A 19,482-nucleotide genomic window follows, 5' to 3' on the forward strand; every position below is an offset into this window, starting at 1 on the left:
GCTTCTGGACTGTTGTTCCAAACGCAATGGCTGCAAGTTCCTGCTTCAAAATCTGAAGAGTAGGCAAAGGAATATCTACCTGAGGCAATGCAGCTAGTTGATCCAAGGTAAAGTTAGTGGCCATCTTGAACGTTGGTTCCTTCACGAATTCGGGCAAATGCTTCTCCAGTACAGCAAACGATTCTGCGTTGTTCAACAATTCGCCAATTCGGATATTCTCGTCATAACTCATTAGGTTCATCTCTCCAATATATTAGTATACGACCGGAAAAGCTTTGAGTTCCCGGATGATCATTCCTGGCCTCCACTCCAGCAGTTCCGCATCCGTATTTAACCGGATCTCCGGCAGCCGTTGAAGTAAAGCGTTGATCGCAATCTCGCCTTCAAGTCTCGCAAGTGGAGCGCCAAGACAATAATGAACTCCTTTACCAAAAGCAATGTGGTCATTGACTTTGCGAGTAATGTCAAACGTATCGGGGTTTTCATATCGACTGGAATCCCGATTCGCAGAGGATAAAGCGACCAGCATCATGTCTCCTTGGCGAATTTGTATTCCTTGAAAATCAACATTTTCCGCAGCCCAGCGAACATTGCTAATTTCTGCCGGCCCGTTAAATCGCAGCACTTCCTCAACCGCCGCTTGAATCAGATCCGGTTGATCCATAAGTAGTTGCTTTTGCTAGGGATGTTCCAGCAACGCCAACATGCCGTTCCCAATCAGATTCACTGTTGTTTCATGCCCTGCTATGATGAGTACGAACACAAGTGCATATAATTCCTGCTCTGTTAGTTTGTCACCTTCTTCCTCTATGCCGATGAGATCGCTGATGAGGTCCTGTTGAATATGATTGCGCCGCTGCGTGATCAGTTCTTGTAAGTAATTCACAAAAGCCTTCATCACTTCATCGCTCTCCTGGTTCATCTGCGGATTGCTGACACTCTCCATAATGGTATTGGACCAGGCTCTGAATTTGTCTTGGTCCTTCAGCGGAACACCTAACATTTCACAAATAACGATAATGGGCAGCGGGAAAGCATAGTCCTCGATCAAATCAAACTCCCGAGTGTTTCCGGCCTGAATCTTGTCCAGCAATTCATCGCTTATTTCCACAATTCGTCCACGCAGTCTCTCAATCATGCGGGGAGTGAATGCCTTCTGAATCAAGCGCCGCAGTCGACGATGATCTTCTGGACCAACACTGATCAGATTCCGTGAAATAATCGCCTGATGCGGAGGAAGGGACTCCTCCGTTTCATCGTTCCTGTTATCGAGAACCCCGGTTACAAAGCGACTATCCTGCAAAATGTTGACGGCATCCTCATATCGGGTAACCATCCACGCAGCATGCCCACTTGGCAGTAATAGTCGATGGACAGGCTCTTCGGTACGCAGCTTTTCGTAGACTGGGAAAGGCTGCTGAATGAAAGAATGATCCATGAAATCTACTTTGGACTTGGAACGACCTTGATTTTCATTGGTAAACATCACATCACCCCTTAAAATGATAGTATTGATATCACTACAATATAAAGACTATCATATTTAACGATTCACTTTCAAATAGGTTCATTTAATTCCAGTAATACGCGATAACTTGCATCTTCCTAAGGATTTAAGCGTTCTTCCAGTTCTTTTACAATTTGAGGATACTTCTCATCCAAATCGTACTTGCGCAAGCAGAGATACGTAAGAACGAATATCACCAAAGGAAGATATACCGTCAGAACCAGGATGCTGGTAATCGCTGAATCCGCCTGTGTTATTAACGCTCCATCGTAATTGCCCATGGCAAGAATCCAGCCGATCATCGCGGTAGCCAGGCCCATACCAATTTTAACGCCAAAGCTGTTTGCGCTATTGACCATCCCAACTAATCGTTTACCTGTCTTCCATTCACCGTATTCCACGGTGTTGTTCACCAACACCCCGCCTACAGCCATCATTGGAATGGTTGCCAGTGTCGCGATACCGCCAAGTACTATAGCTGCAATAAAGTTATATGGCATGAAGCAACGAATCAGTGATGAAACGATCCCAAGAATCATGCCTATTCGTGCAGTTCTGGTAAGTCCAAATTTCTTGATCATGGGTCCCACCATAACAAATCCCAAAAAAACCGGGACTAATCCAACTGCCCCCATGATTCCGATCAGGTTTTCATTCCCGAGAATATACTTGGTGTAATAGATTCCTGTTGAACCGTTAAGCGTATACAGCATGTTGATCAATAACTGAGCAAACAGCATGATGACCCAGTATTTGTTCTGGAATAGGAGCTTGATGCTTTCCCAGAAGGGAATGTTATCGCTTTCAACAATACTTATGCCAGTATTATTTTCTTTGGATGCTAAGAAGGTCAGGATCAAGGAAATGAAAGATACAATACCCAGAACAACCGCAACGATAATCCAAGCTTTTTGATCCCCACCAAGCATATTGGTTAATGGAATTAATGCGATAGCGATAATCATTCCGATAATATATCCAAAGATGGTTCGGGTAAGGCCCATTTTACCGCGTTCTTCTACACTTCTGGTACGGATCGCCATCAAGCTTCCGAAAGGGATCGCAATTCCCGTATACACAATGGCTGAAGCAAACGCTACTGTAGCTAAAGCATAGAAGGTTTTTACCGTTGATGATGCCTCGGCGGGCACTGTGAACAGTAATATGATAGATGCCAGGGTGGGTAGAGCCATCCATAGAATCCAAGGTCTGGCCTTTCCGTATTTGGATTTTGTCGCATCAACGATTCTACCCATCAGCAAGTCTGCTATTGCATTGATAAATTTGGTAATGAGCATAATCGTACCCACTGTGGCAGCTGCAATCCCTACCTTATCTGTATAAAAATAAGTTAACATCCCAATCAGTCCGTTGATGGAGTTTAAGGCAACTTGCGCTGCTCCGTCGCCTAAGTAATGGTAAGGGCGCATTGTTTTCTGGATTCCTTGGGCATCAAGGCCCAATGCCCTGGACTTCTTACTTCCCTTTACAACTGGTGGATTAAGGATTTCCCGCTCTGCTTTCATTGCTGTTCCCCCTTATTTCATTCGCTTCATGGTACCGCTTTCAAACATTATTTTAGTCCTCCTCAAGGGTTTAATATGGTAACTTCATTATTTTTTTAGTAAATTCGTGTTGGTGCTTATCCTTTTTTTAAGTGCTATTCTTTCGTTCTTCCACAACGAATTTGTGTAATACAAAATGGCGCTGCTCGTTTCCTGCAGCGCCTTCTATATTCTATCCTTTCCCCTTTTCATCTAGGAGGCATTGAGCATTTGAATGACTCTTCTAAATAATTGTTCGGTCTCCTCAGGCGTATTGACCAGCATTTCGCTTACAGATAAATCATAAGCATATTGGATCATCGGGTGATCCAGCATACCGGGAGCTTGTTCGTTTAACATTCGAACTGCTGTGGGCTCTTCCACAATCTCTTTGAGTGTGGAATCCATTGTAAACCGTTCTCTTTCGAGGCTAGTTTGCGTCGAATATTCGAAGCAGTAAGATCCGGAACCAACCTCCACAGGCATAGCTTTCTCAGGCAGTACAATAATTGCGGTTGTATTTGCTGGTATCGTTACATTTACAATAATGTTACCCGCCCTGCATGACCAAGAGCTTTTTATTTCTCCGTAGACCGAATCAAAAGCAGCATCTACCGAACTGATTCCTCGGATGAATTGAGGTTTTATCAGAATCTTCTTATAACCTGCTTCAATTGGATTAATTCCCGCGAGTTTTCTATACATCCATTCACCAATAGATCCATAGGCGTAATGATTCAAGGAGTTCATACCTGATGAATCGAAATCACCATTAGGCAGAATGGAATTCCACCGTTCCCATATCGTGGTAGCCCCTTTTTTTACGGCGTACAACCAAGATGGGAAATCCTCTTTCAGAAACAAGGTACCAGCAAGGTCATGCAGGTCATTGTCCGATAAAGCATGACACAGATATGGAGTACCAACAAATCCTGTCGTGAGATGGTTTTTATGTTTTGCAATATTGCTCTCAAGCGTCTTGCGGATTCGCTTCTTGTACCTTTCCTCTGCAAGGTTGAAGTGTAGCGCTAACACGCAGGCCGTTTGAGTTTCGCTGACCAGTCTGCCAGTTGAAGAGATATATTCTGCATTGAAAGCCTGTTTGATCTGGCTATGCAATTCTTCGTAACGGACGGCATCTTCGGTTTTGTCCAGAAGCTTGGCTGTCTTTGCAATCAGTTCGGTCGAATACGCATAATAAGCGTTTGCTACCAGATAAACATCTGTAGCCCCTGTTCTTTCGTTACTAAACTCCTCTTTGTCTAACCCTAACCAGTCCCCATATTGATAACCAGTCTGCCATAGTCCATTGGCTCCACAACGTACAGTAATATAATCGATCCACCCCTTCATGCTGTCGTATTGTTCTCGCAGCAATCGAAGGTCACCATAGGTCTGATACATGACCCAAGGGACAATAACAGCGGCATCGCTCCAGGCAGCGGCCCCTTCCTGATTTCCAAGAATGTTAGGGACGACATGTGGAACCCCATATTCCTCCGTCTGTTCAGAGGCAAGGTCGCGCAGCCATTTCTTGAAGAAGGAAGCAACATTCATATTAAACGCAGCGGTCCCGGCAAATACTTGTGCATCTCCTGTCCACCCTAGACGCTCGTCTCTTTGAGGGCAGTCCGTCGGTATATCCAGAAAGTTACCTCTTTGGCTCCACTGAATGTTGCTTTGCAGCTGGTTCACCATGGCATTGGAGGTCACGAAACGGCCTGTTTCCTCCAGACTTGAATGCAGCACGCAAGCTGTGAATTGATCGAGCTGGATCTCATCTACCCCTTCAATGGCGATATACCGAAATCCATGGAAAGTGAAATGAGGGCGGAAAATTTGATCTTTACCGTTACAGATCAATCGATCAATCGATACTGCCTGCCTTAACGTATCCGGATAGAAATTTCCCTCCTTATCAAGAACCTCAGCATGCCGTATGGTTATCGTTTGACCTTTCCGCCCTTTGGTTCGAAGCTCTACAAACCCAGTAAGGATTTGCCCGAAATCAATGACACATTCTCCTTTAGGGGTTGTAATCAACTGAAGGGCAGGGAGCCTTTTTGTGATTTTGACAGATTCACTTTCCTGAGCAACAAGGCGATTTTTATCGAAAGAGGCCGTTTCCACATGGAAGGACTGACTTTCATGAAAACAAGAATCATAAGTCTCACCCATGTAAATTTCACTTGAACGGATGGGTCCGGTAGTCACTTGCCAGGTTTTGTCGGTTGCAATGATCTCTTTTGTTCCATCCGTATAGACAATGTGGATTTCCGCGAGTGCAGCAACTCTAACTCCGTAATGGTTGGGAGTACAAGTAAAACCAAATATGCCTTTATACCAGCCATTCCCCACCGTAATCTCTATTTTATTCTGGCTCTCCAGCATCCCGTCCAAACGGTAAGTCTGATACTGCAATCGCTCGTTGTAATTCGTCCATCCAGGTGCAAAGTAGTCTTCTCCTACTCTTGTCCCATTGATCGCAATTTCATAAACACCGAGGGAAGTGGTATAGATTCGGGCTTGCTGAATTTCCTTTTCGACAGAGAATTCTTTGTAGAAAATGGGTGGAGCACTTTCTTCGCTCGGGAATGGATGTGTAATCCACTCTGCCTGAAAGTTGCTGCCGTTCAGCAACCCGGTCTCAAAATGTCCTTCCATGACTGCGTGATTACCTTGGTTATCCCAAACTTCGACTTGAACCTGATACAAAGTCGAGGCCTGTAAACGAGGACCAGCATATTCCACTAAAACGGAGACGTCTTCATCCCTCTTTTCAGAATCCCAGATTTTCTGCAAATCTTGTGTGACACTTATTCGGTAAGCGGATTGCATTACGTCCTGTTCAGTAGAACCTAATTTCCATGAGAATCTTGGGTTTACTGTGTCCAGTCCAATCGGATTAAGCATGTATTCAATCCAGAAATCTTTTAATTCCATGAGATGACCACCCTTCAACATAGATCTCACACACCTAAATGTTAACGCTTACTAAAATATCATAAAGAATTTCCCTCATACAATATGGTAATATCATTGTAATTTTATAATTTTGATGTGATAAAATGATTGAAAAAAAGGAGTCAAACACAAAATGGATCTAAAACGTCAATGTAAACTCATTGCAGAACTTTTTGATATGTCCATCTTCTTTGTAAGCTCCACCGGAGAGGTTCAATTCGAACTGATGGGTAATCGAATACTTAATCCGCTGTATAAAAATGATAAACAATTCTTTTTTTCAGTGTTGGGGTTTGATCCATCCGTGTGTAAAGAAGATCCTTCCGTTGTAAGAACGATGTTTTTTGAGAACTACATTTTAATTCGTATTGGTAACGATCTGAACGATGAAGGAACCATCATTTTAGGACCTTCCCTTCCATTTAGCTTGATTGAACATAAAATAAATGGGCTCATTAATGACACACATCTCTTTGCCAACCGGGAACAAGTATTTCATTATTATCAATCTGTTCCTGTGATACCTCATGAGAGGTTAATCAACATCACGATCTTGGTTAATCAAATGTTTAATCACGAATTGATCGAAGCTGAGGATGTAGTACAGGACTATTTGCGCGGTATTCATATCAAGGAAAAAGAAATACAAGGTTCCATAAATTCTTCAAAAGGCTATGATGAGACGCTCCATCACAACCCGCTAAATGAAAAGAAATTGTTAACGATCGTTAAGGAAGGTAAATTGGATATGCTCAAACACTTTACACAACTTGGTCATGAAAATACAGGGGTCCTGTCCAAATCAAGTCATATCCGTTCTAAAAAGAATCTTGGCATCATCGGTATAGCACTTGCAGCCAGAGCAGCAATTGACGGGGGGCTTTATTCGGAGATTGCTTTTTCGGTAAGTGATATTTACATACAGCGCCTCGAGGATCTACGAACCGATAAAGAAATCGATCAATGTTGCTTGGAAGCATTTTTTTCGTTAACCGAGAAAGTCTCTCAGGTTAAAGAATCGCAGCATTCTAAAATCGTAACACTTTGCAAAAATTATATATATAACCACCGTTATTCCAAAATTACACACGAAGAAATTGCTGAACATGCCGGTATTAGCCCAAACTATCTATCTGTACTATTTAAAAAAGAAGTTGGGATTCCCGTGAATGAATATATTCAACAGATCAAAATTGAGGAAGCTAAACATATGATTCAATTTACGAGCACTCCACTTTCTGAAATCGGGTCTCTTTTGAGTTTTACGGATCAGAGTTATTTCACCAAAATCTTCAAAAAACACACAGGTAGAACCCCGAAGCAGTATCTACAAACGCATCATATGATACAGGAATAAGCCCGACTATGACGGGCTTATTCTAATTATTCATGCATTCAACGGTTAACAGCGGATAAGATAGTCTGTAGTGTTTCTTCTGTGAACTGACCGCCACTCATAAGTGCTGCATTGTGCAATGTGGTACCCATAACTAATTCCTGCATTCCCTCACCCAGTCCTGCTTCATTCCCGTCATATTGCCCCATCGCACCCATAATTTCAGCTCCAGCGGGATGTTGCAGTAACTCTCCGAACGTGGAATGCCTGGTAATTGGTTTCGTAACAATAACGCTCGATTCTACCTCGATCGTTTCAACGAGTTCAATCTCTCTTGAAGATTTTCCGACCATAATGTCGAATTTACCTGTCTCCACATGCCAGTCTTTTAGCTTAATATCGTAGTAAGCAAAGGCTCTTTTATCCAGTTCAAAATGTACGGTGGTCTCTTCACCAGGCTGAAGCGAAACTTTGGTATACCCCTTCAATTCCTGAAGTGGACGTGGCACCGTTGATTCCACATCACGTACATATAACTGAACGGCCTCTTTTCCCGCTCTTTCACCCATGTTTTTAATTTTTGCTGTAACCGTTACACTGCTGGTATCTTTGATCTGTTTATGACTAACCTGTAGATCACTATATTCAAATTGGGTGTAGCTCAAACCGAAGCCAAATGGAAACAAAGGCTCCACATCTCTTGTATCGTAATGACGGTAACCTGTAAAGATACCTTCTCGATATTCGGCAGTCTCGCCGTCTCCAGGGAAATTCAAGTACGACGGATTGTGGATCAGTTTTTTAGGGAATGTCTCAGCCAGTTTTCCGCTTGGATTTACGCTTCCAAAGAGAATATCAACGATTGCACCGCCCAAAGCCTGTCCTCCAAGGTATGCCTCCAATACAGATTTAACTTTATCAAGCCAAGGCATTTCAATGGGACCTCCGTTGCTTAATACAACAACAATATTCTCTTGAACCTCCGCGACTGCTTCAATTAAAGTTCTGTGACTTTCCGGCAATTGAAGGTGTTTCCGGTCGAAACCTTCAGACTCATAACGTTCAGGCAGCCCGGCAAATATCACTGCAACCCGAGCATTCTTTGCGGCAGCTACTGCTTCTTGAATGAGTTCTTCGTTTACAACATCTTCGTCTAATCTATAACCGACGGTATACGAGATGCTTGCACTGTCAGTGGCTGTTTTAAGGATTTCTTCATAGATGTTATCCAGCTGCGTCGGCATAATGTGTGAACTACCACCGCCCTGGTAGCGTGGTTGTTGCGCAAATGCTCCGATAACCGCGATGGAATCTTCAGTTTTTAGAGGGAGAATGTTCTCTTCATTCTTAAGCAGGACCATACATTCACTTGCAATCTTTCTGGCCAACTGGTGCTGTGCCTCTACATCAACCGATACGGACTTCTGCTGGCTATCTATAGCTTTGAATACAAGTGACAACATTCTCTCAACAGACTGATCCAGCACCTCTTCGCTCAGCTCTCCTGATTGAACAGCCTCAATAATTTTCTTGCATCCTATTCCGTTGCTGGAAGGCATCTCAAGGTCCAGACCGGCAGCTAGTCCCTGATCCCGTTCATTGACAGCCCCCCAATCCGACACCACTACGCCTGCAAATCCCCATTCTTCCCGAAGAATCTCAGTCAATAACCGGCTGTTTTCGGAACAAAAATCACCATTTACTCTGTTATAAGCGGCCATGACAGTCCATGGCTCACCCTCTTTCACTGCATATTCAAAGCTAGCCAGGTAGATTTCCCTTAGAGTCCGTTCATCCACCACCGCATCGACAGACATACGCTTATATTCCTGGTTGTTTACAGCGAAATGTTTGATGGAAGTACCCACGCCTTGGCTTTGTACGCCTTGAATATAGCTGGCTGCCAAAGTTCCCGATAAATAAGGATCTTCAGAATAATATTCAAAATTTCGGCCGCATAGCGGGGAACGCTTAATATTCACACCAGGCCCCAAAACAATGGAAATATCCGCTGCCGCTGCTTCTTGTCCGATTGTTTTCCCCATCGTATGGGCAAGTTCACGATTCCACGATGAAGCAACTCCACTTCCGGATGGAAAGCAGGTAGCCGGTATACTTTTGTTTAAGCCTAAGTGGTCTGCGCTCCCCTCTTGTTTTCTAAGTCCGTGAGGGCCATCAGTCATCATAATAGAGGGAACCCCAAGGCGGTCGATGGATATGGTGTTCCAGAAATCTTTACCTGAGCAGAGTTCTGCTTTTTCTTCCAATGTCATTTGACTGATGATTTCTTTCAGATTAGGATTCATTCGCTCTCCTCCGTTTGGTAAACGCTAATAATGTAATCGGTTACTTCATAAGAGTAGAGCAAATGCCCCTGAATATATGGTAAGATGCTTTCCTTTTTGGAAAAATAATATGTTATTTATAATACAGACTTAAAGAAATGTCCTCGACTTGTTCACCCTTCCACCCTCCATGTTTATAATCCAACCATCAAACAACGTCTCATACATTTATAGAGTGCCAGTCTCAACTTGTCAGGGATTCTTTTTATATGAATTTCAATGTATACAAACTTCATAAATTCCTTCGTTTTTATACCACTCCTTCTTCATTTGCGTCCTGTAGTATGACTTACATCGGGATAACGAAGGAGCAGAACGAATGAAGAAAACGATGATGTTAAGCTTACTCATAGTCATTACAGCAGGAATGATCTGGTGCAACTGGGGGCTTGTTAGGACAGGTCAGAATCAGACGGACTCTATACCTGGTGCCAGCGGCTGGCAGGAAAACAGGCTTATTGCACATGCATTCGGTGGAGTTGACGGTGCCAGCTACACCAATTCTTATGAGGCATTTATAACCAATTACAATAGAGGGTACCGTTTGTTCGAGGTTGATCTTGTGCAGACGACGGACGGGAAGCTTGTAGCCAGACATGATTGGTCGCAGAAGCTACAGCCGGACTTGGCCGCTCATCGCGGACGAAACGTAACCAAGCTTCAGTTTGCAAACTCGCTTATTATGGGAAGATTTCACCCTCTTACCCTGCCGGACATACTGCAGCTGATGCAGCAATATCCTGATTTTGACTTAATTGTGGACACGAAAGCAGGCAGCAAAGAGCAAATTCAGCAACAGTTTGCGCATCTAGTCAATGAGGTTCGACGTACGGATCCTGCACTGCTCAACCGGGTTATACCTGAAATCTTCAGCCCGGAAATGTATGACACGGTTATGGGAATCCACCCCTTTCCAAACAAAATATATTCACTTTACAAAACTGGCGCCTCCGCCGAAAGTATTGTAGAATTCGTAAGGGACAAACAACTGACAGCCGTTGCCATGCCTGCATACCGCGTGTATCTAAACCCCAATTTAGTTCCAGCACTGAATAAGTTTGGGGTAAAAAGTTATGTTCACACGGTCAACAGCAGACCGGTAATGCAGATTCTGTCCAGGTTTGGGGTACATGGGTTTTACACGGATCAGGAAGAATCACCAGAGGAGCTAATGCTTGCAGACGCTCCCCCCGGCCATCTTGAATTTTCGGGATACATGAGTTCCGGATTAGCAAGTATAAGAAATATCGTGATGAAGGTGAGAAATAATGGCTATTAATAACATTCTTGTTGTAGACGATGAACCGGAAATTCGAGAAGCGCTCGTTATTTATTTGAAAAGCGAAGATGTGGATGTATTCACTGCCTCTAACGGATTGGAGGCGCTGGAAATTCTTGAACAAGAAACCATTCATCTTATTATTATGGACAACATGATGCCGCAGCTCGATGGAATTAAAACGACATTTAAAATTCGTGAAAACAAAAATATACCGATCATTATGCTTTCTGCCAAGTCAGAAGATAGCGACAAGATTTTGGGACTCAACGTGGGCGCTGATGACTATATAACGAAGCCGTTCAATCCTCTAGAGCTGATTGCCAGAGTCAGATCTCAGCTGCGCCGGTTTACGAATCTAGGTTCCTTCCAGTCAAACGGGGATGAGCTCATACAAGTAAGAGGACTCGTGCTGAACAAAAGCTCGAAGACTGTTGAGATAGATGGTGAGGACGTTAGACTAACCCCGAAGGAATACAAAATTTTGGAGCTGCTGATGGAGAACAAAGGCAGAGTTTTCTCAATCGAAGAGATTTATGAGCGCGTGTGGAATGAACTGATCTTCACTTCAGAGAATACGGTTGCCGTACATGTGAGAAACATCCGGGAAAAAATTGAAATCAATCCTAAAGACCCAAAATATTTAAAGGTGGTATGGGGAATTGGATACAAAATTGAGAAAAAATAAAGCCGATCGGAAGGTTCCGATCGACCTTATTGTCATCATTGTCGCCGCGATCTTATGGATCCTCTTACTCATAAACTCGTATTCATATACGGGGTTGAGTATTGGCTATTCAACTTCAAGTTACATACAGGTGCTGCTTGCATTAATTATTCTTTGCTTACTGACAAGCAGGCTGTTTCTTTATTTAAAGGCACCTCAAGCTAGACGTTCCTTCTGGCACGGCAGCCTGCTGATGGATTACTTTCATATTTGGAGAACCGGTCTTAGAGCCAGTTTGCAAAACCGGAGAATAACGTTTGGCATCATCATTGTGTTTCTGCTAACCCCGATAGCGGGCATTTGTATTTGGCAGGCAGCCACATATTACGGTGTATACGAACAGGACTTGCTCATACTTTATGTGTTACTGTATGTGCTGTTCCTGGTTCCGTATATCCTTTCCAAGCTTGGACGCTTCATCGCCATCATCAACGGGAGCAAAGAAATTGCCGAAGGCAATATTCAGAATACGATTCAGGTAACCGGCAAGGATGCCCTATCCAAGCTTGCTGGCTATATTAACAATATGAAAGCCGGGTATCAAAGCGCGCTGGAGAATCAAATGAAGAGCGAACGGTTAAAAACAGAGCTGATTACCAACGTATCACATGATTTGAAGACCCCGCTTACTTCTATTATCAACTATGTCGATTTGTTAAAAAAAGAAGATCTGTCTACGGAGACTACCCGAGCCTATATTGAAACCCTGGACCGGAAGGCGCTACGGTTGAAGCTGCTGATTGAAGACCTGTTCGAAATCTCAAAGATCGCCAGCGGTACAGTAGAGCTGGATATGGAGTACGTCGATGTCGCAACTTTGTTGACACAGGCGATTGCCGAGTCCAATACCAGTATGAGACAAACGTCGCCTGTGATTCGGGAGAAGATTGCAAAATTCCCCATCCATGCACATTTGGACGGCAATAAAATTTGGCGTGTATTCGAAAATTTAATTGGCAACGCGCAGAAATATTCACTTCCAGGAACCAGAATCTATATTTATTTGGACGAGTCCGATGATCAGGTACAATTCAAAATTCAAAATACTGCTGCTTATGAGATTGATTTTGCTGCGGAAGAGTTGTTCGAACGTTTCAAAAGAGCAGATGAATCCCGCCAGACTGAAGGCTCCGGCCTAGGGCTGTCCATTGTGAAAAGCATCGTTGAGCTGCACGGCGGGGAGATCAAAATCGAAATTCATGGAGATCAATTCAACGTTATTTTGCATTTGCCCAAGCAGCGCATCATCTAAAAGGCCTAAAACTAAGTTAACCCTCAATGCTCCTTTTCAGGATGTATGAGGGTTAACTTTTCATTTTATTCAGGTATTAAAGGTGAATCATATCAATGACTCACCAACATGACTCACTAAATATTAGTCCAGAAGACTGTAGATCTGAATGCTCTCGACCTTGGCATCCTTGATATGAAATGACATCACATCCACATAATTGGATGGCTCGTAACGGAAGTCATCCTCCTCATCTGGAGCTCCATCACCAAGGAGTTTCCCCTCAGGGTAGGCGTTTTTGAGTGTATCCAGGCTGTCTCCTGCTTTAATGTTTCGCACTGTCGCGTACTTAGGATCTGTGATTTCGATATGAAAGATGGAGTCTTGTTTGCCCTCCGGTATACTGATGGTTTTAATCTCCAGACCAGGATACGTGTACACTTTTTCCGTAAAACCGATTAAGTTATCCATATTTGTTCCATCGTCAGCACTGTACGTATGAGATTTCAGGTTATCCGGTTTGCCCAGCATCTGTTCCATCTGATCTTCATTCGCTGTATCCGAAATCGCAATGGTGTGCTCATTATAGACAAAAGCAAGCTCCTTCAGCACCACATTGCCTTCCTTCTCCATTGAACCTTCTTTAATCGCTTCAGTACCCTTTTCTTCCGAATTTTCGGAAGCAGGCGCATTAGCATTTGTTGCACCTTTGCCTGTGTTCTGTTCATTTGCTGTGTTCTGTCCGGTTGCGGGAGATGTAGCTTCACTGGATTGACAGCCCGTTAATGCCCCCGTTAGTAAAGCACCTAGTACGATAAAACCTGCAGCTTTCTTTGTTAATTTCATCATGATCCCTCCATAAATGTGTGATTTGTTCTTATGAAGTGATTATAAATAAAAGATTTGTTAGTCTTATAACAGAAATGTACCAATCTTGTAACGCTACCTATTTAGGCTTGGGTTTCAGATGCAGGACTAGGCTCGAGGCAAAACAATTGTAACGGTCGTCCCTTTTCCCAGTTGACTTTCGATGTCGATATATCCATTAAACCGCTCCACAATCTCTTTGCAAATGGAAAGTCCAAGACCCGAACCATTTGCTGTACTTGCATTTTTCGCTCGGTAAAAGCGTTCCTGCACTCGCTCAAGCTCATCACCCGCGATGCCTATGCCTTGATCACGTATCCGTATAACTACCTCGCTTGGCGTATGTTCCAACTTCAATTCGATCAGCGATGGACTGCCTGAATATTTGATAGCATTGTCCACAAGATTAGCGATCGCATGGGACATCAGCATTGGGTTCACGTTGGCTTGCACTCTTGTCGTACCCTCATCTTCCGGTTCTTGCTCCGCCTGACTAACTCTGATCTCAATCCCTTTATCCTTAGCCTTGGCTCCCATATTCATTGCAACTTGCTGAATCAGTTCGTTCATTTCCGTCTTCCGGGCTTCCAAATCATTAGAACCAGCCTTATCGAATCGGGATAGTAATAACAGTTCATTAATCAAGCGGGTGAGCCGATCCGATTCCTGCAACAGATGAGCATAGATTTTTTGCAGCTCCTTGTTCTCAGTCTCCCCTTCAACCAAGTATTGAGAGAAACCACGAATGGCTGCCAAGGGTGTTTTTAACTCGTGAGATACGTTGGAAACAAATTGTTTCTGGTACTGAATGTAATCATGAAGCTGTTGCCCCATGGAGTCTAGCCCATCGGCCAGCATGCCGAGCTCATCCTTCCGTTTTAGATGAACTCTCCGAAACTCCTGTCTAGAGAAACTTTGCGCAGCGCCAAGTAGTATCTTAATCGGCTTGGTTGTATTGCGTGCAATCCACAGACTGGATAACGTAATCAGCACAATAAATCCGCCTGCACCTGCAAACAGGATATAACGGATTTGATCCATGATGGCATAAAAGTAGGAAATGTCCTCCACGAACTCATACACATAAGCGTTTTCGTAGAATTGATCCTGAATGGGAGTCGCAAAATAAAGCAGATGATCTTCCGTGACGGTGTAGGCATAACTGCCGCTTAGTGCTTTCTCAATATTTTTGTCAAAAATAAGCGGTTTGCCATTATTAATGATGATGCCATCCACAGCCAGGCCCAGCAACTGCTTGGAGCTGTCATAGATACGTACTTCCTTGCCTGAAGCTTTCAGCTTCTCCAGCGCAAGTCTGACGATTTCCTCCGTCTGCGGCTCTCCTGAAGATGACCTATGCTGTGCCAACACCTCACGGAAGGACAACTCGGACAGATCTGCCTTCTCCATCATCTGTTTCTCAATGGTAACGAAGCTGTAATAATCAATGGCTTTATTCACTGCAAATATGATGATGCCAAAAGACAGCACGGAGAAAAATAAATAATTCAGCAGTAACCGGGTTGCATACTTCAGGCCTCGCCACCTCCAAGTTGATAGCCAAATCCATAGATCGTCCTGACGTACTTCGGTTCGTCCGCGTTATCCTCCAACTTCTTCCGTAATCGCATGATGGTCATATCCACACTGCGACTGTCTCCCATAAAGTCATATCCCCACCCGATCTGCAGCAGTTCATCCCGGGTAAAGATTTTTTCTGGCCTTTTGAGTAACGTTTCCAGAATTTTAAACTCTTTGGCCGTCAAAGACACGGGTACACCGTTTTTCAGCACCCTTCGGCTTTCCAGATCAAATGTCAACTCTTCATGAATGATGCGTGTAGATGTCACCTCTGTTCCTTCACTTGATTCCTCCTTGCTCTCGTTTCTTCTCAGGATCACCTTGATCCGGGCGAGCAATTCACGATTATCAAAGGGTTTGGTCATATAATCTTCCGCGCCAAGTTCTAGTCCAAGCACCTTATCGATTACCTCATTTTTGGCAGAGAGCATGATCACAGGAATGGCACGCTTCCCGGTAATTTCCTTACACAAGTCATATCCGGAGCAGTCTGGCAGCATCAGGTCAAGTACCACTAAATTGGGTTGAAAAGAGTCGAGCAGCTGCAGGCCCGTTTTGCCGTCCTCTGCGGTCTGCACATCATAGTTTTCTCGCCTTAGCACCAGCTCAATTAAATCTCGAATTGCGATTTCATCATCAATGACTAGGATTTTCTTCAAATGTACAAGCACCCCTATCTAGCCTTGTTCTCCAGCTTCAATCATATATTAACCCATCTTAGCACAGACGCTTTAGATTCCTCCACCAACAGGAAGATGGGTATATTCCAACGAACCCAACATAACTTGTATTAAACCCGAAGAAAGGAGAACAATCCATGGATCTGCTCTGGGTACTCATTGTTGGTGGACTTATTGGCTGGTTAAGCGGTAACTTGATTGGGCGAGACGTACCGGGCGGTGTACTTGGGAACGTTATTGCGGGTTTTATCGGTTCCTGGTTAGGAACGGAATTGCTGGGACCAAGGGGACCGGTGATTGGCGGATTTCATATTATTCCAGCCATCGTTGGCTCCATTATTGCACTGCTCATCTTCTTCGCTCTCGCACGCGGCGGAGCCTTCCGAAGACGTTAACCAAGAGAGGCGGAGACCGATACCGTCGTTTATTAGATAAAAGGACCGAAAGCATTCATCATGGAAGATGAACACTTACGGTCCTTTTTTTGTGCTGAATTTATCCATTCTTTCAAGCCTGAAAAGGCATGGAAGATCAAACATTCAGCTGCTCCAAAAATATTGCATCCGTTTATAGCCTACATCCCATACTTTTTCGTTCCCTTCGATGGTAATCTTCAGTTCGCTTCCCGGTTCGAGAGGAATCTTGAATATCAACGGGAATAGTTCAGGATCACTCCGCTGATCTTCTCCAGAGCCGGTCATTATCTCGTTTCCATTGAGGGTAACACGAATTTTTCCGGAATAATCTGTTGGTTCAGGGATTCCGTAATAAAAAGAGAAAATCGTCTCTCCCTCAGACGTATATGTAAACGTTTTAGGATCTCCGCCTTCAGCGCCGTACATATTATAGAGAATCTTTACATTCTGATCGCTTATTTTGATGCTGTCCGGTTTGTCTCCAGATGATGAATTCCCCGAACTGTCCATCCATTCGTTGATTGCCACAAAAGGGCCTTCTACTTTAGTTGCTGCGTTATCTATCGCTCCGAATAATCCCCATACGACTAATAAAAGAACCATACCGGAAATAGCCGTTCTCGCCAGATTGTGCCATAGGTTCCGGGAACGGAAACCAAGTTTGTACGCCCCATAACCAATGGTTGCTCCTATCGTATTCTGAATGGCATCGTTTATATCGAAACTACCAAGTAAGGTAAGGGCCTGGATGGTTTCCAGCACAAGAATCACTATAACAAACAAGGTAATGAATCGGGCAAAGGTAATCCTGTACAACCATGGAATCAGTATACCAAAAGGGATAAAGGCGGCAATGTTACCAAAATCAACTAAAGTCATGAGACTGGGATGCAGGAGTTCAGATAGAGCCGGCAGTTTAAAAAAGCTATCTGGAGAGAAAAGAAAGGTATAGCCAGCCGTTGTCTCTGAAGCATCTCCTCTACCGAAGGCGAGGAACATAAAATAAAGAATAAACAATGTATAGAATATGGTTAAGGTTAAAATGATTTTACGTTGTCTGGTCATGGTTAACTCCTTTGCCAGATGCATGTGCTTATCTGGGCTTATTGCCCCGTCTATTTTACCACATATTATAATTAAGCTGCTTATCAGTTTCATGGAACCGCTGATCCTTCATCATTTTCGGCAACTAAAGGATAGAGAAACAGCGGCATTGTAGGACACATTATCCTGGAATGCCGCTGTATAGAGGAGTTAATGAACAATGAGGACTGGACAACTGGATAACTGTGAAACCTTGTGGCTGACACTTCCGAGCATCATTTCTTTTATGCCTCTTAGCCCACGGCTTCCGATAATAATAAGTTGCTGCTCGGTATCCCTTGCATAATTCAATATTTCATGCCCAGGATCTCCCTTAAGATGAACAGTTTCCGGGTTAATTCCCGCAGATTTTAATTTAGATTTGGCTTGATGCAACTGTTCCAAACTCGCTTTCTCCATTTCGTTCATTATGTCTTCCAGAAAATTCTCTGGTAAAAACGTCATGCCGATCGGCACATAACTCTGGCTAACATGAACCAAGGTAACTTGAGCTTGTTTATTTTGGGCTATTTCAACGGTTGCATCAAGGAGTTTGTTCGTTATTTCGCCTTTATCAATGGCGACCAGAATTTTGTCAAACATAGTTATCATCCTTTCCGTGACATTTCGTAACTATTTTGACTACCTACAAAGCGGTTGTTTGCTGCTCCTATACCCACTAAAAAGAGTAAGATCGAAGCCCCTAGAAGAATGAAAAGTGGCAGGTTCCAGCTATTTGTTGCATCATGCAGATATCCTATAAGAGCTGGACCGAGTGCGGCAAGAAGATATCCAATCGATTGGGCCATACCAGATAGTTCCGCTGCTTGATGCGCATTTTCAGTGCGTAACCCGAAAAACATCATGGCTAAACTAAAGGCGAAGCCTCCACCAATTCCGAGTATGATGATCCACAACAGAATGATATTGGAACTGCCGTAAAGAAGTCCGAGCGTCCCCGTCAAAAGCAAAATGGTTGTGATGACGACTAACAAACGTTGGCTAGACATACGCCCAGCAACCACAGGCACAATAAAGGTAAATGGAAGCATAGCTAACTGCATGATCGAGAGGTACCAGCCTGATTGGTTGGATTCAATTCCTTGCTGCTTTAAAATTTCGGGCAACCATGCGATCAACACATAGAAAACCATGGACTGTATCCCCATAAAGATCGTTACTTGCCAGGCAAGCGGGGATCGCCAGACATTCACATCGTTGCTGGCCATTTGTTGACTCGTCTTGGCTGTTTGGTTCGTTTGATTTCTTAATTGGGGTAACCAACACAGGATCGATACAAAGCTTAGTATCCCCCATACCGCCAGTGCTCCCTGCCATTTTAGCCCTCCGTTTATGGCTAGCGGTACACTGATTCCCGAAGCGATTGCCCCAGATAAATTCATTGAAATGGAGTAAACTCCTGTCATGGATCCAATTTTATTTGGAAAATCCCGTTTAATTATGCTGGGCAATAATACATTACAAACGGCAATGGCGAATCCAAGAACTGCTGTCCCAATAAACAGATTAACTGCGCCAGATAAAGAACGTATTGCAATACCAACCGTCAGCAAGATTAAAGCAAGCAAAATGATACGCTCAACCCCATATCTTCGTCCTAACTTTGGTACAAGAGGTGATAATAAAGCAAAGGCAAGCAAAGGTACCGTTGTGATCAGACCTGCTAATGTATTTGAAATATGAACGTCATCCCTTATAAAACCCACTAAAGGACCAACTGAGGTTAAGGGAGTACGTAAATTAGCTGCAATAACAATAATGCCGAGAATGATCAGCGCTACAGAGGATGGCACGAATTTATTATTTTGTTTATTCGGCATTCTTCATTTCTCCTTCCTGAATTCTTACGTCTTATTTTTGCTACTTGTTGGCTGGAAACTTTGCTATAACATCCGCGCGAA

Annotated in this window: 14 protein-coding genes and 1 pseudogene; 5 read left to right on the plus strand and 10 right to left on the minus strand. The window is 43.7% G+C overall.

The window, feature by feature from the left end; genetic code table 11:
• Nucleotides 1-253 precede the first annotated feature (253 nt).
• The 3 genes and pseudogenes from AB4111_RS00470 to AB4111_RS00480 form a co-directional block, all read right to left on the minus strand.
• Nucleotides 254-1,486, minus strand: a pseudogene (locus tag AB4111_RS00470) (cytochrome P450 family protein).
• 119 nt (nucleotides 1,487-1,605) lie between these two features.
• Entirely contained in the window at nucleotides 1,606-3,033 is a 1,428-nt protein-coding gene (locus AB4111_RS00475) for an MFS transporter (protein WP_442029503.1), read from the minus strand.
• A 231-nt stretch (nucleotides 3,034-3,264) separates the two neighbouring features.
• On the minus strand, nucleotides 3,265-5,994 hold the full coding sequence (locus tag AB4111_RS00480) for a family 78 glycoside hydrolase catalytic domain (RefSeq protein WP_442029505.1): 2,730 nt from the start codon (nucleotides 5,992-5,994) through the stop codon (nucleotides 3,265-3,267).
• 154 nt (nucleotides 5,995-6,148) lie between these two features.
• Between AB4111_RS00480 and AB4111_RS00485 the strand changes: the two genes are divergently transcribed.
• A complete protein-coding gene (locus AB4111_RS00485; protein WP_442029507.1) occupies nucleotides 6,149-7,372 on the plus strand; it encodes a helix-turn-helix domain-containing protein in 1,224 nt (407 codons plus the stop codon).
• Between the two features lie 38 nt (nucleotides 7,373-7,410).
• Here AB4111_RS00485 and AB4111_RS00490 read toward each other — a convergent pair whose 3' ends face one another.
• Entirely contained in the window at nucleotides 7,411-9,657 is a 2,247-nt protein-coding gene (locus AB4111_RS00490) for a glycoside hydrolase family 3 C-terminal domain-containing protein (protein WP_442029509.1), read from the minus strand.
• Between the two features lie 358 nt (nucleotides 9,658-10,015).
• Between AB4111_RS00490 and AB4111_RS00495 the strand changes: the two genes are divergently transcribed.
• From AB4111_RS00495 to AB4111_RS00505, 3 genes are read left to right on the plus strand one after another with little or no spacing between them, the layout of a single operon-like run.
• Complete coding sequence (locus tag AB4111_RS00495; protein ID WP_442029511.1) at nucleotides 10,016-10,975, plus strand: phosphatidylinositol-specific phospholipase C/glycerophosphodiester phosphodiesterase family protein; 960 nt, start codon at nucleotides 10,016-10,018, stop codon at nucleotides 10,973-10,975.
• Entirely contained in the window at nucleotides 10,965-11,663 is a 699-nt protein-coding gene (locus tag AB4111_RS00500) for a response regulator transcription factor (protein WP_339233788.1), read from the plus strand. The genes AB4111_RS00495 and AB4111_RS00500 overlap by 11 nt, the downstream gene beginning before the upstream one ends.
• Nucleotides 11,638-12,954 (plus strand): sensor histidine kinase, encoded by a 1,317-nt coding sequence (locus AB4111_RS00505; RefSeq protein WP_442029513.1) that lies wholly within the window; start codon nucleotides 11,638-11,640, stop codon nucleotides 12,952-12,954. Before AB4111_RS00500 ends, AB4111_RS00505 begins: the two co-directional genes overlap by 26 nt.
• Before the next feature lie 123 nt (nucleotides 12,955-13,077).
• Here the strand turns inward: AB4111_RS00505 and AB4111_RS00510 are convergent, their stop codons facing one another.
• The 3 genes from AB4111_RS00510 to AB4111_RS00520 form a co-directional block, all read right to left on the minus strand.
• Complete coding sequence (locus AB4111_RS00510; RefSeq protein ID WP_442029515.1) at nucleotides 13,078-13,782, minus strand: hypothetical protein; 705 nt, start codon at nucleotides 13,780-13,782, stop codon at nucleotides 13,078-13,080.
• 126 nt (nucleotides 13,783-13,908) lie between these two features.
• The gene (locus AB4111_RS00515; protein WP_442029517.1) at nucleotides 13,909-15,261 is read right to left on the minus strand and encodes a sensor histidine kinase; all 1,353 of its coding nucleotides are present in this window, start codon (nucleotides 15,259-15,261) and stop codon (nucleotides 13,909-13,911) included.
• A 71-nt stretch (nucleotides 15,262-15,332) separates the two neighbouring features.
• Nucleotides 15,333-16,040, minus strand: coding sequence for a response regulator transcription factor (locus tag AB4111_RS00520; protein WP_442029519.1), 708 nt, complete (start codon nucleotides 16,038-16,040; stop codon nucleotides 15,333-15,335).
• Between the two features lie 158 nt (nucleotides 16,041-16,198).
• Between AB4111_RS00520 and AB4111_RS00525 the strand changes: the two genes are divergently transcribed.
• Nucleotides 16,199-16,456 carry a GlsB/YeaQ/YmgE family stress response membrane protein gene (locus AB4111_RS00525; protein WP_091029919.1) on the plus strand — a complete coding sequence of 86 codons (258 nt, stop codon included), beginning with the start codon at nucleotides 16,199-16,201 and terminating at the stop codon, nucleotides 16,454-16,456.
• A gap of 144 nt (nucleotides 16,457-16,600) precedes the next feature.
• Here the strand turns inward: AB4111_RS00525 and AB4111_RS00530 are convergent, their stop codons facing one another.
• The 3 genes from AB4111_RS00530 to AB4111_RS00540 all read right to left on the minus strand — a co-directional run bounded on the left by AB4111_RS00530 (nucleotide 16,601) and on the right by AB4111_RS00540 (nucleotide 19,401).
• Nucleotides 16,601-17,542, minus strand: a complete 942-nt coding sequence (locus AB4111_RS00530) for a VanZ family protein (protein WP_442029522.1) — start codon at nucleotides 17,540-17,542, stop codon at nucleotides 16,601-16,603.
• A 189-nt stretch (nucleotides 17,543-17,731) separates the two neighbouring features.
• Nucleotides 17,732-18,163 carry a universal stress protein gene (locus AB4111_RS00535; RefSeq protein WP_442029524.1) on the minus strand — a complete coding sequence of 144 codons (432 nt, stop codon included), beginning with the start codon at nucleotides 18,161-18,163 and terminating at the stop codon, nucleotides 17,732-17,734.
• A 5-nt stretch (nucleotides 18,164-18,168) separates the two neighbouring features.
• The gene (locus AB4111_RS00540; protein WP_442029526.1) at nucleotides 18,169-19,401 is read right to left on the minus strand and encodes a CynX/NimT family MFS transporter; all 1,233 of its coding nucleotides are present in this window, start codon (nucleotides 19,399-19,401) and stop codon (nucleotides 18,169-18,171) included.
• Nucleotides 19,402-19,482 lie beyond the last annotated feature (81 nt).

This window comes from Paenibacillus sp. 2KB_22 (genome assembly GCF_052115745.1).
Lineage (GTDB): Bacteria > Bacillota > Bacilli > Paenibacillales > Paenibacillaceae > Paenibacillus.

Excerpts from the sequence above, each read along its gene's own strand:
- AB4111_RS00475 (WP_442029503.1), bottom strand. The coding sequence starts at position 3,033 with ATGAAAGCAGAGCGGGAAATCCTTAATCCACCAGTTGTAAAGGGAAGT.
- AB4111_RS00480 (WP_442029505.1), bottom strand. The coding sequence starts at position 5,994 with ATGGAATTAAAAGATTTCTGGATTGAATACATGCTTAATCCGATTGGA.
- AB4111_RS00485 (WP_442029507.1), top strand. The coding sequence starts at position 6,149 with ATGGATCTAAAACGTCAATGTAAACTCATTGCAGAACTTTTTGATATG.
- AB4111_RS00490 (WP_442029509.1), bottom strand. The coding sequence starts at position 9,657 with ATGAATCCTAATCTGAAAGAAATCATCAGTCAAATGACATTGGAAGAA.
- AB4111_RS00495 (WP_442029511.1), top strand. The coding sequence starts at position 10,016 with ATGAAGAAAACGATGATGTTAAGCTTACTCATAGTCATTACAGCAGGA.
- AB4111_RS00500 (WP_339233788.1), top strand. The coding sequence starts at position 10,965 with ATGGCTATTAATAACATTCTTGTTGTAGACGATGAACCGGAAATTCGA.
- AB4111_RS00510 (WP_442029515.1), bottom strand. The coding sequence starts at position 13,782 with ATGATGAAATTAACAAAGAAAGCTGCAGGTTTTATCGTACTAGGTGCT.
- AB4111_RS00525 (WP_091029919.1), top strand. The coding sequence starts at position 16,199 with ATGGATCTGCTCTGGGTACTCATTGTTGGTGGACTTATTGGCTGGTTA.
- AB4111_RS00530 (WP_442029522.1), bottom strand. The coding sequence starts at position 17,542 with ATGACCAGACAACGTAAAATCATTTTAACCTTAACCATATTCTATACA.
- AB4111_RS00535 (WP_442029524.1), bottom strand. The coding sequence starts at position 18,163 with ATGTTTGACAAAATTCTGGTCGCCATTGATAAAGGCGAAATAACGAAC.
- AB4111_RS00540 (WP_442029526.1), bottom strand. The coding sequence starts at position 19,401 with ATGCCGAATAAACAAAATAATAAATTCGTGCCATCCTCTGTAGCGCTG.